Source organism: Colwellia sp. 12G3 (assembly GCF_002836775.1).
GTDB lineage: Bacteria > Pseudomonadota > Gammaproteobacteria > Enterobacterales > Alteromonadaceae > Colwellia.
This window is the reverse complement of sequence record NZ_PJAQ01000068.1, coordinates 351,286-368,120: the sequence shown is the minus strand read 5'-3', so window position 1 is coordinate 368,120 and position 16,835 is coordinate 351,286. Positions and strand designations below refer to the sequence as shown.

Below are 16,835 nucleotides of genomic sequence, written 5' to 3'. Positions count from 1 at the left end.
TTAAATTTACCACCTTGACATATTATGTCAAGGTGTTTTTATAAACTATTTGTAATTATTATTAAGATTACGCTAAATAATAATATGGGTATTAAGGCTTAATTTAAGTTTTGCTGGTCTTGCCAAGCCTTTTGATGTAATTGATAAATGGTATGGCTACCTAATATATTAATACCAATATTTTCTTTGTTTTGATAAAAATCATTTGGGAAAATAAAGGCCGCCTTTAATATAGCCAAATTTAACCATTGATGCGCTACTGGGAGCTTAGTTAATTTGTTTAATCTGGTTAAAGGGCTCGCGCCACTCTTAGAGGCAATGGTCCAACCCCATTCGCCAAAGCTTGGTACGTTATCGTGGTATTGCTCTACATGGGCAAACTTAGCGGCTGCTAAAGTATTGCCAATAGCAATAAATGAGTCTTTTGCATGATACGGGCTAGTTGATTGAATCGCGATTAAACCATCACCTGACAGTAATAGCTTAAGTCGAGCGTAAAAATTTACCGAATAAAGTTTATTAAGATCAGGGTGGCTTGGATCGGGTAAATCGACAATAATGGCGTCGAATACTTGTCGGTTTTTTAATAATTGATTAATGGCAATGAAAGCATCTGCGGGAATAATCGTGACACGATCATCCTGTAAACTTTGTTTATTCAATTGTAATATTTGACTCGCTAAACGAGGATTTACCAGGTTTTTTGGCTGTTTAAATATATCTATTAACTCACTATCTAAGTCAATTAAGGTCACGTTTTTAGGGTTGTATTTTAAAACATCCCGTAAGGCTAAACCGTCACCACCACCAATAATAAGAATGTTTTCATGTCGTGCTGAACCGGCCATAACTGGCGCTACAAGATAATCATGATAAATATGTTCATCGATGGACGAAAACTGTAAACGACCATTTAAATAAAAATTGATTATATTGTTCTGGTCAAGCCCCATATGACGCTCAGTAAAAGTTAGCTGTTGATAGCGAGTTTTATCAGTATGAACGACTTTATCAAGATAGAGTAGGCTGTTCATCTGATTAAGCCACTGATTACCATAGCTAAACATTAAGACAATGATTAAGGCTAAACCACAATGTAAAGCAACAAAGGTTTTACGCCAATTAAGATGCTGCCAATAACGAAGAATAAAAAACGCACCGGCAATAAGATTTAAACTTGCGGTTATTGCTGCGGCTTTACTAATATCGATACTCAGTAAAAAAATGACCCAAATAGCAGCGCCGACACCGGCACCGACATAATCTGCGCCATAAATGGTGCCTAAATTATTGGCAAGATGCTGTTTATGAATACTCTCTCGAATGCGAGCAATTAATGGTATTTCCATGCCGATAAAAAATCCGAGAATTACACCAAAGAAATACGGGCTTTTAAAGGCTAACCAACTTAACTGTTTGAACAGTCCACCTTGTGGTTTCATATCTGGCGGAAGTGATAACATATCAGCAATAAGCTGTGGGAATATTTGTGTAATAGCAATTAAACCGCCAATGATCAAAATGGCTGAGCTACCTACTAAGGCAATAATAAGTTCTAGCCAGACAAAACCATTAAAGGCACAGCGTACTTTTCGGGCAGCAAAAGCGCCAAGTCCCATAGATACTATCATTAACCCGATCATGGTATAAATAGTACTTTCCATTACGCCTAACACTCGGCCAGCGTAGTGAGAGAGCAAATACTCATAAATCAGTCCACAACCAGCTAAAACTGCCATAGTTAAAATAAGTAAGATATCGTCGAGTAGGTGAGACTTTTCTTGGGGTAAAGTGTTTTGTGGCATATAAGTTAATCGTTAATAATTAGTATTTGTGGGATAGGGAGATAAAATATGGAATTTAAAGAGTCTTTAATAAAACACACCGCCAGCGCTTAAAAGCACAATAGCGGTGAACTTATTCACTAACTGATGTTATTAGGCCATAAGCGCCGTTAATATTAAGGCAATAGCAATACTGGTTGCCATTTCAATACTAGCAACACCTATATTATGTTGTTGATCAACTTCTTCAACTAAATTGATCCCCCAAAGCACAATACGCTTAGCTAAGGCTGTTAGTAGACCTACGATCAACGTCATGACAATACCAAACACTAACCAGCCAAGTAAGTTAACAACTAAGGTTTCAGGACTATAGGTTAGGAAATGACTGGCAGCAGTCACCGCTAAAGCCGTACTAATTACTTGACCACTATATCTAATGGCTAAAGCAAGCTGCCCATTGCTGAAGGCTTCTTGCAGGCAATCTTCTTGATTGTTTTTCGCATATTGCTGCTCACGAAGTCGAGTGACGATGACTAACATGGTTTGAGCTACAATAAAGCCACTTGTGATAGCGATAAATGTACTAAAATCTAGTCCGTCTACCCAAAGTAAGACTGCACGAATAATTATCGCAGTGGCAATAGCGCCCGCGGCATCAATAATGCCAATGGTAAGATTTTTTTCTATAATTAGCGCATTTTTATCTAAGTGCTGTAGCGCTACTTTATCTTGAATAATACGACCAATTTTTATAAGTAATAAACCATACCCGCCGTATGCCAGCATGCCAATAGCTTCCATTGAGTAACTACTTGCGGCTTCTCCCGAAATCGCGCCAGTAAGTACAATACCGAGTGCTAATACGCTACCCGCAACACTGATGCCAAAAGCGAAGTTATCTTCTTTGGCCAACTCTTCTGTACTGTTTACCTTAGCAGTAATTCCTGAAAGGAATCGCATAGCACCTAATAGCAAGATAGCTATGGAAACATCAATAGCCAAATAAACGAGTAAGTCTTGATTAACACCAACGAGTTCGATGAATGTATTCATAATTTTGTTGTTCCTATTCTTTTTTTATTGTCGACTTATTCGTTACTTCCCGCGTCTAAAGCCGCGTGATGTGTTGGTGTTTGAGTTTCTAAAACTAGAATTCTTACTTTTAGACGGAGTGGCATAACTGCTTTTCTTTATGCTATTGGTGCGAAAGCGATTAGAACTCGTTTGGGCTGTTTTACTTTGGCCTGATAAGCTTGATGATCCCGTTCTGTTTTTACTATAAGGGCTAGTAAACTTTTGTCCGCGACTACTAAATGATTTTTTAGTGCGGGTATCAAGTGAGGTTTGATTCTTTAATTGACCAGGGGAGCTGTAACGTGTTCTGCCATAATCGTTGTAATAGCTATAATTACGTTGTCTGCCCCAATCATTATAATAGGTACGGCGACCAAACATGTCACCCATCATTGAGTACATGCCATACCAAGCCCAAAAAGACATACCATTACTACCGGTTTGCCAGTTACCATAACTGGGATTACCAATTAACTGCTCACCAGTACCAAAGTCTTGAGCATTATTAGCTTGCTGACTTTGTGATTTTGATAAGGAATTAATACGAGGCAGTTGACCATCAGACATATCCGCCAATACATTAAGAGGATCACTTAATGCGTCAGAATATAGGACGGGGTCTGCCGCTTGGTAAATATTAAGTAATTCATTATAAAGCGCCTGCGAAGATTCAAACATTTGTGGCTGAGTCTTAGCGGTATTAATTCTATCTAACAGCGCTTTATACATAGGGCCATCAGTGGAAGCATCTTTACGAAATTCATTGATCAATGGTGCTAAATTAGCTTTATTAACCATTACTTTATCAGCGTATTGGTTGATTAAGCTGGCATTGCGTACTTGACCATTGTTTAATGCATCACCTAACTGAGTCACTCTTTTTTCAGTAATAGGTAGTTGCTGTTCGATTTGCTCTTTCACGGGATCACCACAGCCAGCTAAGCTAAGCGTTGTAATTATGATCAAGAGTAATAAAAAAGGTGTTTTTAGTAAGTGCATTTCTGCCATCATCTCCTCAAAAATGCTATGTTATCGAAATAAATAAATTAATATTAGCGACTAAGCATAGACAATTGTCAATTAATACCATTAACGACATATTATGTCTATAGGCAACGCTTGCATAATATAAGGAATTCTTGTGACATTATCCTTTTCCCCACTTTTACAACAACAACAAATAACGAATTGGCAACACTTTATCGAGCAACATAGCACTGCATGTGATGTGTTATCAGAAGTGCAACTTAACGCTTTTAAGCAAGCCATTACGTTAAGTGACTTTATTCTTAACAGCGCATTACAAGCTCCTGAGCTTGTTATTGAGCTTTTTAAAAAACCAACCCAAGAAGTGTTACCAGACTATAAAAGCCTGTTGCTTGAACAATTAACCGACTGCATTGATGAAGCGCAACTACATCGAATTGTTAGACACTTTCGCTTACAACAAATGGTTAAAATAGCGCTTGATGATTTAGTGTTTAATATTAGCTTAGACAACTCGTTAGCGCGATTATCATCGTTAGCAGATGAGCTTATTTTAGCCAGCTTAGAATGGCTCACTAATTTTTGTCAGCAAAAGTGGGGTACTCCATCCAATAAGCAGGGAGAGCAGCAAGTTTTACTGGTTTATGGCATGGGGAAACTCGGTGGTAAAGAATTAAATTTTTCCTCCGATATTGATTTGATTTTTACTTACCCCGAAAGTGGAGAAACTCAAGGCTGTCGTCGCAGCATGGATAATCAACAGTTCTTTACTCGTTTAGCACAAAAGCTCATTGCTTCACTACATCAAATAACTTGCGATGGCTTTGCTTATCGAGTAGATATGCGCTTACGCCCTTTTGGTGACAGTGGTCCACTGGTGCTGACTTTTAATGCTATGGAAGATTATTACCAAGAGCAAGGGCGTGATTGGGAGCGTTACGCCATGTTGAAAGCTAGGGTTATTGGTGAATCTAAATACCATGAACAGCTATCAAGTATGCTCAGGCCTTTTGTTTATCGACGTTACATTGACTTTAGTGTCATAGATAGTTTGCGCCGCATGAAAATGATGATTGCTCAAGAAGTACGTCGCAAGCAATTAATCAATAATATAAAACTTGGTGCTGGCGGTATTCGCGAAATAGAGTTTATTGTACAAGTTTTTCAATTGATTCGAGGTGGTCGGGTAAAAGAGCTTCAGCAACGCAATTTATTAACTGTTTTGCCTAAACTGGTTGCATCGGGTGAAATTAATGAAGCGAATAAAGCCGTATTAGAAAACGCTTACCGTTTCTTAAGACGTGTAGAAAATATTATTCAGGCATTAGCCGACAAGCAAACGCAAACATTACCCGATAATGAACTTGATCAGCAGCGATTATTAGCGGTGCTTGCCATTGATACCTGGGCAGATTTTTTAGTTGTTTTAGCCAAGCATATGACTGGCGTTCACCAAGAATTTGATTTACTCATTGGACTTGATAGTCCAAATCATCAAGCGGCAGACGAACACTGGGTAACACTGTGGCATAGCCGATGGAGTGATGAAGAATCTATCGCTTGGTTAGATCAAGAAGCTATTGCTTGGCAAAGTGATAAGGTTTGGCAAATACTGCATGATTTTAGAGAGGACACAGGTAAACGCAGTTTAGGTAATAGAGGTCGACTGGTTTTAGATAAATTAATCCCGCTACTTTTATGTCGATTACAGAAAAATGAAATGGCAGAACAAGTTTTAGCTAGAGTATTGCAAGTCTTTAGTAAAATAGTGACCCGTACCGCCTACCTAGAGCTACTTTTTGAAAATGAAGGCGCGTTAAAGCAACTTATTCATTTATGCCAAGCCAGTAGTTGGGTGACAGATTATATTGCGAAATATCCTATTTTACTTGATGAACTTATTGATCCCAAGTTACTGCATAACCCACCGAAACTGTCATCTTATGCGGTAGAGTTGCGTGAGCGCATGTTAAGAATTCCAGAGGAGGACCTTGAAGCACAAATGGAGTCTCTTCGTCAGTTTAAACAATCACAACAATTACGTATTGCGGCGGCAGAAATTGCTGATGTATTACCGGTAGCAAAAATCAGTGAACACTTAACGTCCTTAGCTGAAGCCATTTTATCTGAAGTGATAAACCTTGCTTGGCAACAAGTTAGCGAACGCTTTGGTGTGCCTACATCGTGTTTAGATGGCGTAAAGGAAAAAGGATTTGGTGTTATTGCTTACGGTAAAACTGGCGGGGTAGAGTTAGGTTATAGCTCAGACTTAGATTTAGTGTTTGTTCATCATAGTCAGCCTGATGAAGTGACAACCGGCAGTAAATCACTACCAGCAAGCCAGTTTTACATGAAGTTGGCACAACGTATTATGCATATTTTCAACACCCGTATGAATAGTGGGATTTTATATGAGTTAGATATGCGTTTAAGGCCGTCAGGCAACTCAGGACTGTTGGTAGTACATTTAAATACTTTTGCTCAATATCAACGTGAAGATGCTTGGACGTGGGAACATCAAGCGTTAGTTAGAGCTCGGATGATTTATGGGAATGATGAACTTCACCAACAGTTCATTACTATTCGTCAAGATGTCTTATCTCAACCAAGAGAGTTCAACGAACTTAAAAGCGACATTATCACTATGCGAGAAAAAATGCGTAGCCATTTAGGTACATCAAGTGAATCACATTTTGATATTAAACAGGGAAAGGGCGGTTTAGTCGATATTGAATTTCTTGCTCAGTTTTTAGTACTGGCACATGCCCATCAATGTCATGAGTTAATGAATTTTTGTGATAATTTAGGAATATTTAAATGTTTATTGAAACTGGGCTTATTGGAAGAAATTGAACAACAGCAGTTAAGTAATATGTATCAAAAGTTAAGAGCGCTAGGGCATCAAGCGGCAATGCAAAATGCAGGACAATTAATCGATAGGCAAAAGGTAACAGGGCAAGGTGCTATTACTGATATTTGGCAAAAACGCCTTATTGATTAGTACAGACGATTAATAAGGTAAGTTGATTGCTTGGTCATATTAATTGGTAAGTAGATTAATAAGGGTTTTCACCCGCAAGAGAAATGCATTCCTCATCCAAAAAGGGGTGAGGGGCACTTTCAATGACTACGATAGCGCGCTGACGATTACAGAAGAAAATAGAAAGGCCTGACTCAAAATGCCCTTCAATAGCTTTAGCTACTTGAAAAGAGGTTTTTAAAATGTCTTTTTCTATTCTAAACGGGTCTTTCACTAAATAATCACGATTTAGCCACCAAATTAAATCTATGCCATCTTTTTCAGAATACTCAGCTAGTTTTTGATTTAAGGTTTCACCAGTTCGAAAAGGCCTAGACTCAATACTGCCACGCCAATTATCTCGATAAGGACGCACCACCATTTCTCTCGCTTGCAATATTTTAGCTAAGTCACCTTTTGGGTCGGGAAGGTAAACGATATTGTTACGAATCTTTGGGCCCTTGCCATTCATATCGCCATGTAAGTTTGCATAAAACTTAGACAAACCTAACGCCGCAGCATTGGTTGAAGTTTTTCCTTGTTGAACTTTTACAACTTTATCTTCAGTATTTTTAGGTTGAATAGCTAAAGTAGGTTTAGTGGCTTGAATTGTACTTTTATCAACTTTTTCTGAGGATCCATCAAGTGATAGCAAAAAGTCTTGGTTTGCAAAAAAAGCCGCCGCTAATGCAGTGAGAAAAATCGCTAAAATAATGTTCCGTAGCCAAAAGTTCATCGATTAATTAACACCTTTGTTATCATTACTTTAATTATAGTGGAAGTTAGCTTACTTTACGCAAAGAATAATATTTATACAAATTTATACAATTTATTGAGTACGAACGGAATACCGTTATTATAAAATCAATAAAGCCATTGCTGATTTGAAGCTATAACTTTAAATTATTTATATAATGAGGCATCTTCTGGATTAGGCCTTGTCTTAAAACGTCTGTGTAACCACATATATTGTTCTGGTTGTACTAGAATCGCTTTTTCTAATGCTTGGTTTATTCTGATTAAATCTTGCTCGTCATTATCTGTCGGGAAATTATTTAGTGGTGGCGAAACTTCCACAGTATAACCACTATCATCGGCATTTCTACGTGGAATCATCATGACTGTTTTGGTGTTTTTCTGACGAGCGAAAATAAGGGTGCCGGTGGTGGTGGCTGTTTGTTTTACCGCAAAAAAAGGTAAGAATAAACTTTTATTTCGACCGTAGTCTTGATCGGGTAAATACGCGCAAGCATCTTTATTATGCAGAGCACGTAATAAACCTTTAACATCACGTTTTCCTAACATATATTTGTTAGAGCGAGATCGACCTCTGTGCTGGAAAAATTCCATTAAGTGATTATTATGGGGTCGATAAAAAACCACTAATGGATTATCTAGTCCTGCGCCACGGGCGCACATCTCCAGGCTCAAGTTGTGCATAGCTAAAACAAGTACTCCGTTGCCCTGTGCTTGTGCATCGGTAATATAGTGTGCCCCGGTTACCTTTACTTTTCTCGCCACTCGCCAGTTTGGCCACCACCAACCCATACCCGTTTCAAAGAGAGCGATGCCAGTATTTTCAAAATTTTTCTTTAGTATACTTTGAAGTTCGGACTCACTTTTCTCAGGAAAACATAAGCGTAAGTTGGTCAATGCAACATGTTTTCGCTTTGAAGCAAGTTTAAATATTAATCGTCCAAAAGTACGCCCCATAGCAAGCTGTAGCTTGAAAGGGAGCCAGGAAACACTATAAAGAATAAAAACACCTAGCCATGTGAGCCAGTATTTGGGTAATAAAAAAGATAACTTAAAGCTAGTCTGTAATACATTATTTTTGCTCAATGTTTTTTCTCTTCTGATCTTTATTTTGATTATGCTTGATTATACGCAAGTTACTTTGTTTTGGGCAATGAAGTTATTTAGCACTTGAGAGGTAATTTACAGTAGAATAGCGACTAATATATTAGTAATTGGTATTTGAGATTTTTGATGGATGCGATGGTTAACCCAGAGATAAGCAATAGAGAAATTGAGCTTATCATTGGAAATTCAAAACGGAATTTTTCAGGTATTACTTCAACAATGTTGCAAGTAGTATCTTACCAAAAGGACATGATTCCGTTACGGGTCATGGGGAAAAATAATTTAACCGATACTAGTTTAGCGATTAGCTTTTGGCAAGTGGTCAAAATGTGTCAAAAGCCTTTATCAAATGGTAAGTTTCGTGTTTTTCATGCCCGTCGTGTAGATGAAATGATTCAAGGTGTGGTCTTAAAGTATCTTTTTAGAGCCAAAATAAAATTGCTTTTCAGTTCTGCAGCTCAACGTAAACGTGCTAAGTTTACCTGTTGGCTGACAAGGCGTATGGACGCAGTTATTGCCATGTGCAAAGCTTCCGCTAGCTATTTAGAACACCCACCAAGTACCATCATTTATCATGGCGTTAATACAAGCGATTATATATCGAGTAAAGATAAGCAACACGCTTGGCAATCGCTTGATTTATTAGCACCAAGTCAGCCAAAGGGTAAATACGGTATTGCTATTCTTGGACGAGTGAGAAAACAAAAAGGTGTTCACCTATTCGTACAAAGCTGCATTGACTTATTAAATGACTACCCTGATTATACCGCTGTGATTGTTGGTGGCGTAGCGCCTAAACATAAAAAATTCAGCCAAGAATTACACGACAGTATTGTTCAGGCTGGTTTGTCTGAACGTATAATATTTGTAGGAGAACAGGATTTCTCTGATATACCAAAGATCTTTAGTAGTTTGTCTCTGGTCGTTGCCTTAAGTGAAAAAGAAGGTTTTGGCTTAACTATTCTTGAAGCCATGAGTAGCGGTGCAGCAGTGCTTGCTAGCGAGGCAGGCGCATGGCCTGAAGTTATTCGCCAAGGTGTTGATGGTTACGTCGTACCCGTCAATGATTTAACGGCAGTAAAAGATAAAATGGCATTGTTATTAGGTGATGAAACAAAACTTGCTCAAATGGGACTGGCCGGACGCCAACGTGTTGAAGAACATTACTCTGCTGAACGAGAAGCAACAGAGCTTACCACTTTCATTAAAAGCCTAGTCTAATTTTAAGCTTAGGCTAATCTAAGCTTACTAAATACTTAACTCATCGATATTAAATATAGGTTATTGCATCAGCTAAACCGCTCAAAAAAATATGACCCTTATTTATTCATCGCTTTGAATTCAGTCTTCAATATTAATGCGACCTACCGTCTGTGTTAGATAAATAATCAGATGTTCATTGCCTTAATTACTTGCTGGTATATAAACAGCGTATGCTATCAATCACACAAAATTGATTTACTAATACCAATTGTACTAATTAATTGCCCATCTTCAAATGGTCCTAATCTACAATTTCTGCGTTGCGCTCAATCCCAATAGCTCGCTATTGCTCAATCACGCGCCTTGAACTTGAAAATTTATCCTCATTGAATTTTGATCACTAAATTAATACAAATGGTATAACATTAGTCAAAACAGGTGAAATACCAACAAAAAATCCCGAAGCAATAATATTGCTTCGGGCTTTTTAATGTTTCAATCCGTTAGTTATAAAACAGACTAGTTAGCTGCTATTAAACCTGAATTGATAGCACTTATGTCTTCATCAGTAATAGTACCTGCAGCGCGTTTTAATAATAAAACGTTTTGAATATAAGCATAACGTGTTGTAGATAAATTACGTTTAGCGTTATATAAATTCTGCGTGCTATCTAATACATCAACAATAGTACGCGTACCTACTTCAAAACCTGCTTCAGTTGCTTCTAGTGCTTTTTTCGCACTTAATACTGATTGCTCAAACGCTTTGATGGCTGAAATAGCGGCAATAACCGTATTATAAGCATTACGTGTAGTACGAACCACACCGCGATGTGTTAAAGATAAGTCTTGGCTGGCAAGTACAAAGCTGTTTTGTGCTTTACGCACTGAACTTTGAATTGCACCACCTGAGTAAATAGGAACACTTAGTTGTAAACCTATAGAGTAACCATTCATACCCGGTAGATCTGCCGTTGGTCCACTATTGATGGTTTTATCTTCATCTTTACCATTATAGTTGGCAGCAAAGTCTAGTGTTGGATAATGTCCCGAACGGGCAATATTGATATTATCTTGCGCGATATCAATACCTACTTTAGCAGTAATTAAATCCAAGTTCTTGGCTTCTGCTGTCACTTGCCATTCATCAGCACTATTTGGCATAGGAGTGCTGGTACTAAAGCGATCAGTGTTCAGTACACTAACATTTCTAGGATAAGAGTTAGTGATTACACGTAGCTCTTCCTCGGCTTGGAAAATAGCATTCTCTGCACGTATTTCCTCAGTAACGGCACTATCAAATTGCGCTTGTGCTTCATAAACGTCAGTAATAGCAGTTAAACCAACGGAGAAACGTTGTTTAGTTTGCTCAAGCTGTCGCGCAATGGCATCTTTTTCTGCAGTAGCAAAAACTAAGTCATCCTTAGTGCTGAGTAAATCAAAGTAAGCTTTAGCAACACGCGTAATTAAATCTTGTTTAGCTACTTGGTAAGTTAAATCACTTTGATGGGCTGACTTTTCTGCATTACCTAAACGTAACCAGCTATCGTGATGATAAAGCTGCATATTCAAATTAGCGCCATAAGTTAAGGCGTCAGACTCTTGAGTGTTAACAGTCGTATTATCATTACCGACAAATTCTTGTTCACCAATCGAATAACCACCATTAGCTGAAATTTGTGGTAGTAGGGCAGAGCGGGCTTGTACGATATCTTCTTTTACTATCATAAATTGCGCCTGCGCTTTAAGTACCACAGGGTCGTTTAATAAAGCTTGTTGATATACGGTTAGTAAATCATCAGCTTGGGCATTTGTACTGCTAATAGCAGCAGTTATCGCTATAATTAGTGTGCTTAATGTTTTATTCATGAGTAAGGAATTCCTTGGGTGTATTACTCTTGTGCTTTATTTATTGATATTCACTGGTAGGGTATCCTACATGGATTTTTAAATTAACCAAATAAAATAACTGTTTACTAGTGTAACAAATTATTTTTTTAAAAAGAGATACAGATGGAAAGTAATAAAAATAAGCCGCTAGCTATGATGAAGTTCAATAACGAGCAAGTATCTGTGCACTCAGTTGTAACTAAGTATCAGGGCTTTTTTAAGATGAATGAATACACGCTACAGCATAAGCTTTTTTCGGGAGAGCAAAGCCTGCTATTCACGCGAGAAATATTTGAGCGCGGTGATGCTGTAGTCGTTGTTCCCTATGATGCAAAGCTAGATAAGGTATTATTGATAGAGCAATTTCGGCCCGGCGCTTTAAGGGGAGATGACAGTCCTTGGTTATTAGAATTTATTGCCGGGATGTTTGATGCGAATGAAAGCGCTATAGAGGTAGCTATACGAGAAGCAAAAGAGGAAGCTGATTTAACGCTTTGCAGCAATGATTTAGTACCTATAATGCAATACCTCTCTAGCCCTGGTGGCATGAGTGAGCGTATTCATCTGTATTTGGCACATTTCGATAGTAATAAAGTTAAAACGGGTACGGTTTATGGTTTACCTGAAGAAAATGAAGATATTTTGTTACATCTTGTCAGTCGTCCTGATGCCCTAGAGTTATTAGCAAAAGGTAAAATTACTAACGCGGCCACTATTATCGGGTTACAATGGTTGGCAATGAACTATCAATCACTATCCATTAAATATCCGACTACAACAGAGTCGTGCTAGTAACTGTAGCGAATTAAAACGCAGTTACTTTAAATGTATTAGCTTCAAAGGTATTAGGTCTGATGGTATCGGTTCTAAAATGACGGTTAAGAGGCAGCCATGAGTTTTTTTCCTAACAGAGCATTGGTTAACGGCACTAGACAAAACTATCAACCTAACTTAGTTAGTTTGATGACCTTGTGTGCTAACAACTACATGCTATTACTGAAAGTGTTAGCGAGTAAAACATCGCTCGGAGCAACTCGTCATTTTTTTATCAGCGATTTCCTCGCTTATAATGTAACGATAAAGGAAGTAACTCGTTATACTTCTGTTATTAGCTTTGAGCAAGAAAGCTTAAATCATGCGCTTAAAAACGTTCCAGGTATTGTTGCCAGTGCTTTACATCCACGTATGACTATCCGTCTTTACCATGATGCTCGAGTGGCTGAAGTATTGTCTACCCAAGATATCAGACAAGTCAAACCACGCTACGATTATCCTAATAGTCAAATGCACCAACAAGATGAAAAGCAACAAACTAATCAGTTTCTCAATGAATGGCTTCATTTATGTTTACGTTTAGGACAAGTGAACGTTGAGTTGCAGTGTTAATTTATGAAGTGTTAATTTATGAAGTGTTAATTTATGAACATGAGTGAACCTTGCTCTGTAAGCACAAAACCTATCGTTTTAGCGCAAATAACGGATAGTCATTTATTTTCATCTGCAGATGGCTTACACCATGGGCATAATGTGCTCGAAAATCTTAAAAAAGTTCTATTGAGTGTTTGTAACAACGCTCAAATAGACTATGTCGTTTTTACTGGTGACTTAACACAAGATCATACCGAGCAGTCTTACCAAAACTTTGTTGATTGTGTACATCAGTGTGATATTGCCGTACCTATTTATTATTTAGCAGGTAATCATGATGAGCCTGAACTACTGGCTAAGTATTTTTCAGAGGCGCCGTTTCACGCTGATAAAGAAATTGACTTACCCCGCTGGCAAATTCACCTCGTCGATAGCAAAAGTGAAACCCCTGCAGGTTTCGTCAGTGAACAGGCACTAGTAACTTTGCAAAGTGCTATCAAGCAAGATAAACATCAGTTACTTATGATGCATCATCATCCAATAGATGTAGGCTACTTCATTGATAAGCACGGTTTGCAAAATAAAGTCGATTTTTGGCAAGCTATCGATAGCTATAACAATATAAAAGCGATTGCTTGCGGTCATGTGCATAGTGCTATGGAGTTGAGTTATCCATTAAGTCAACCGATAAATCCCAATGTTAACAAGGCTAAAGAAGCTGTGGTTTTATATACTTGTCCCGCCACATCAATACAATTTGATCCGAATGTTGATGGGGTTGCTGCTTTAGACAAAGGGCCAGGATATCGTATTTTTTATTTACATGCAGATGGTCAATTAAACACTGACGTTGTTACTTTATAAAGCATAAGTCGTAATGTTAGGTTAAAAAAACACCCTGTTACGGTTATTCTTATCTAAATAGAGCTCCTATTTAATCGCTAAAATTAATAACTTACATTAACAATTATAAAAGCTTACTAATGAAAAAAAATATTCTCTATATTCATGGTTTCAACTCGTCGCCACTGTCGTTAAAAGCTGAACAGACTCGTCGGTACCTAGCAAATAACTTTCCTGATGTTGGATTCTTCTGCCCTCAATTGGCAACAACGCCAGCGAAAGCGATTACGCAATTAGAGCAACTGATTGAAAAGCATCGCTCAAAAGTAAATGGCTCAAATGCACAATGGCATTTAATCGGCTCTTCATTAGGTGGTTATTTTGCGAGTTACTTATCGACAAAATATAGCAGCTTAACGGTATTAGTGAACCCGGCGATAAGACCTTATGAATTATTGCACGACTATATTGGCGAGCAAGTTAATCCCTATACAGAAGAAGTATATCAAGTAACCGAAGATCATATACAGCAGTTGAAAGCACTTGAGCAAACGGCACCGGCTATCGATGGTAATGAAAAAAATAATTACCTAGTTATGGTACAAATGGGCGATGAAGTGTTAAATTACCAACAAGCTGTGGAAAAATATCAACATTGTCGATTAATAGTACAAGAGGGGGGGGATCATAGCTTTATCAACTTTGATCGTTGCTTGCCTGCCATCAGTGACTATTTTCAACTTGATTAGATGTATCAAATGAAGCCTTTTTTTTAAGCTGTCACTAATACTAAAAATAATACTTAGACCTTTTAACCACTATTAAATTGAGTTTCAAATGACTGACCAATACAACTCCGATTCCATTGAAGTACTTAGTGGCTTAGAACCTGTTCGTCGCCGCCCAGGCATGTATACAGATACCACACGACCCAATCATTTAGGTCAAGAGGTCATTGATAACTCGGTGGATGAGGCTCTTGCCGGTCACGCACAAAATATTAGTGTTATTTTAGACAAAGATCAGTCACTTGAAATAATAGATGATGGGCGTGGTATGCCGATCGATATTCACCCTGAAGAGGGCGTTTCAGGGGTTGAACTTATCTTTTGTAAGCTACACGCAGGTGGTAAATTTTCAAATAAAAGCTATCAGTTTTCAGGTGGTTTACATGGTGTTGGTATTTCTGTCGTTAATGCTTTATCAACACGTGTTAATGTCAGTATTAGACGAGACAGTAAAGTCTATGAAATGGCGTTTGAAAATGGCGATAAAGTTGAAGAATTACGAGAAACTGGCACGGTAGGAAAACGAAATACTGGCACTAGTGTTAAATTTTGGCCTGATGCTAGCTATTTTGATACGGCTAAGTTTTCGGTACGCCACCTTACGCATCTACTTAAAGCTAAAGCGGTATTATGCCCAGGCTTAACCTTAAAATTCCATGATAAAATTGAAGATAAAAAATATGAGTGGTGTTATGACGACGGCCTCGTTGATTATTTAAAAGAAGCAGTAAAAGGCTATGTTTCATTACCAGAACAACCCTTTGTTGGTAGTTTCTCCTCACAACTTGAAGCGGCCGATTGGGCTGTTACCTGGTTACCTGAAGGTGGTGAAAACATTGGCGAAAGTTATGTTAACTTAATTCCAACGGTAGCAGGTGGTACTCATGTTAATGGTATGCGCCAAGGGCTACTTGAATCGATGCGAGAGTTTTGTGAATTTCGAAATATATTACCTCGGGGCGTCAAACTAACGCCTGATGATATTTGGGATAAGTGTAGTTATATCTTATCTATAAAAATGCAAGACCCACAATTTGCCGGACAAACCAAAGAACGTTTATCATCACGTCAATGTGCCGCTTTTGTTTCTGGCGTGGTAAAAGATGCCTTTAGTTTATGGCTAAACGAACACACAGATAAAGCTGAGTTATTGGCAGACTTTTGTATTAACAACGCACAAAAACGTATGCGTGCTAGTAAAAAAGTAGTTCGAAAGAAGATCACCCAAGGACCAGCCTTGCCGGGTAAATTAACCGATTGTGGTAGCCAAGATTTAGCCCGCACCGAACTGTTCTTAGTAGAAGGCGACTCAGCTGGCGGTAGTGCTAAGCAAGCAAGAGACCGAGAGTTTCAAGCTATTATGCCGCTGCGAGGTAAAATCCTAAACACTTGGGAAGTCGACTCAGGGCAAATTCTTGCTTCGCAAGAGGTACATGACATATCTGTCGCGTTGGGCATTGACCCTGATAGTGATGATTTATCTGAGTTACGTTACGGAAAAATTTGTATTTTAGCGGATGCCGATTCCGATGGCCTTCATATAGCAACTTTGTTATGTGCGTTATTTATGCAACACTTTTTACCTCTAGTAGAAGCTGGCCATGTTTATGTTGCTATGCCACCTTTATATCGTATTGATATCGGTAAAGAAGTGTTCTACGCATTAGACGAAGCTGAAAAAGACGGTATTTTAGATAGAATTGAAGCAGAGAATAAACGTGGCAAGGTAAACGTGCAACGCTTTAAAGGCTTAGGTGAAATGAATCCACCACAATTGCGTGAAACAACGATGGACCCGAATACACGTCGATTAGTGCAGTTAACGATTGATGAGCACAGTGAAACGATGGAGTTGATGGATATGCTGCTATCTAAGAAGCGTAGTCCAGATAGGAAAATTTGGTTGCAAAGTAAAGGTGATATGGCGATTGTTTAATTTGATTGCTTAATATTAACGGGTAATTGGTAGAGCAATTTATGCTTACTTTCATAAAATAAAAAACGGGGACGTAA

Annotated in this window: 13 protein-coding genes; 7 read left to right on the top strand and 6 right to left on the bottom strand. The window is 38.3% G+C overall.

The window, feature by feature from the left end; genetic code table 11:
• Positions 1-98: 98 nt before the first annotated feature.
• The 3 genes from CXF71_RS19165 to CXF71_RS19155 form a co-directional block, all read right to left on the bottom strand.
• Entirely contained in the window at positions 99-1,805 is a 1,707-nt protein-coding gene (locus CXF71_RS19165) for a polyamine aminopropyltransferase (RefSeq protein ID WP_101234532.1), read from the bottom strand.
• Positions 1,806-1,937: 132 nt separating this feature from the next.
• Positions 1,938-2,840 (bottom strand): DUF350 domain-containing protein, encoded by a 903-nt coding sequence (locus CXF71_RS19160; protein ID WP_101234531.1) that lies wholly within the window; start codon positions 2,838-2,840, stop codon positions 1,938-1,940.
• Between the two features lie 42 nt (positions 2,841-2,882).
• On the bottom strand, positions 2,883-3,860 hold the full coding sequence (locus tag CXF71_RS19155) for a hypothetical protein (protein WP_101234941.1): 978 nt from the start codon (positions 3,858-3,860) through the stop codon (positions 2,883-2,885).
• A 142-nt stretch (positions 3,861-4,002) separates the two neighbouring features.
• Between CXF71_RS19155 and glnE the strand changes: the two genes are divergently transcribed.
• A complete protein-coding gene (gene glnE, locus CXF71_RS19150; RefSeq protein WP_101234530.1) occupies positions 4,003-6,849 on the top strand; it encodes a bifunctional [glutamate--ammonia ligase]-adenylyl-L-tyrosine phosphorylase/[glutamate--ammonia-ligase] adenylyltransferase in 2,847 nt (948 codons plus the stop codon).
• Positions 6,850-6,904: 55 nt separating this feature from the next.
• On the opposite strand, the gene CXF71_RS19145 is transcribed toward glnE, so the two are convergent.
• Entirely contained in the window at positions 6,905-7,603 is a 699-nt protein-coding gene (locus tag CXF71_RS19145; RefSeq protein WP_101234529.1) for a TcpQ domain-containing protein, read from the bottom strand.
• A gap of 167 nt (positions 7,604-7,770) precedes the next feature.
• The gene (gene lpxL, locus CXF71_RS19140; protein ID WP_101234528.1) at positions 7,771-8,709 is read right to left on the bottom strand and encodes an LpxL/LpxP family Kdo(2)-lipid IV(A) lauroyl/palmitoleoyl acyltransferase; all 939 of its coding nucleotides are present in this window, start codon (positions 8,707-8,709) and stop codon (positions 7,771-7,773) included.
• A 147-nt stretch (positions 8,710-8,856) separates the two neighbouring features.
• On the opposite strand from lpxL, the gene CXF71_RS19135 reads away from it, so the two are divergent.
• Positions 8,857-9,951 (top strand): glycosyltransferase family 4 protein, encoded by a 1,095-nt coding sequence (locus CXF71_RS19135; RefSeq protein WP_101234527.1) that lies wholly within the window; start codon positions 8,857-8,859, stop codon positions 9,949-9,951.
• 501 nt (positions 9,952-10,452) lie between these two features.
• Here the strand turns inward: CXF71_RS19135 and tolC are convergent.
• Entirely contained in the window at positions 10,453-11,802 is a 1,350-nt protein-coding gene (tolC, locus tag CXF71_RS19130) for an outer membrane channel protein TolC (RefSeq protein WP_101234526.1), read from the bottom strand.
• Positions 11,803-11,946: 144 nt separating this feature from the next.
• On the opposite strand from tolC, the gene CXF71_RS19125 reads away from it, so the two are divergent.
• From CXF71_RS19125 to parE, 5 genes are all read left to right on the top strand, one after another.
• Positions 11,947-12,615, top strand: coding sequence for an NUDIX domain-containing protein (locus CXF71_RS19125; protein ID WP_101234525.1), 669 nt, complete (start codon positions 11,947-11,949; stop codon positions 12,613-12,615).
• Positions 12,616-12,714: 99 nt separating this feature from the next.
• On the top strand, positions 12,715-13,209 hold the full coding sequence (locus tag CXF71_RS19120) for a DUF1249 domain-containing protein (protein WP_101234524.1): 495 nt from the start codon (positions 12,715-12,717) through the stop codon (positions 13,207-13,209).
• 33 nt (positions 13,210-13,242) lie between these two features.
• A complete protein-coding gene (locus CXF71_RS19115) occupies positions 13,243-14,055 on the top strand; it encodes a metallophosphoesterase (protein ID WP_101234523.1) in 813 nt (270 codons plus the stop codon).
• A gap of 119 nt (positions 14,056-14,174) precedes the next feature.
• A complete protein-coding gene (locus tag CXF71_RS19110; RefSeq protein WP_101234522.1) occupies positions 14,175-14,783 on the top strand; it encodes a YqiA/YcfP family alpha/beta fold hydrolase in 609 nt (202 codons plus the stop codon).
• 88 nt (positions 14,784-14,871) lie between these two features.
• The gene (gene parE / locus CXF71_RS19105; RefSeq protein WP_101234521.1) at positions 14,872-16,758 is read left to right on the top strand and encodes a DNA topoisomerase IV subunit B; all 1,887 of its coding nucleotides are present in this window, start codon (positions 14,872-14,874) and stop codon (positions 16,756-16,758) included.
• Positions 16,759-16,835 lie beyond the last annotated feature (77 nt).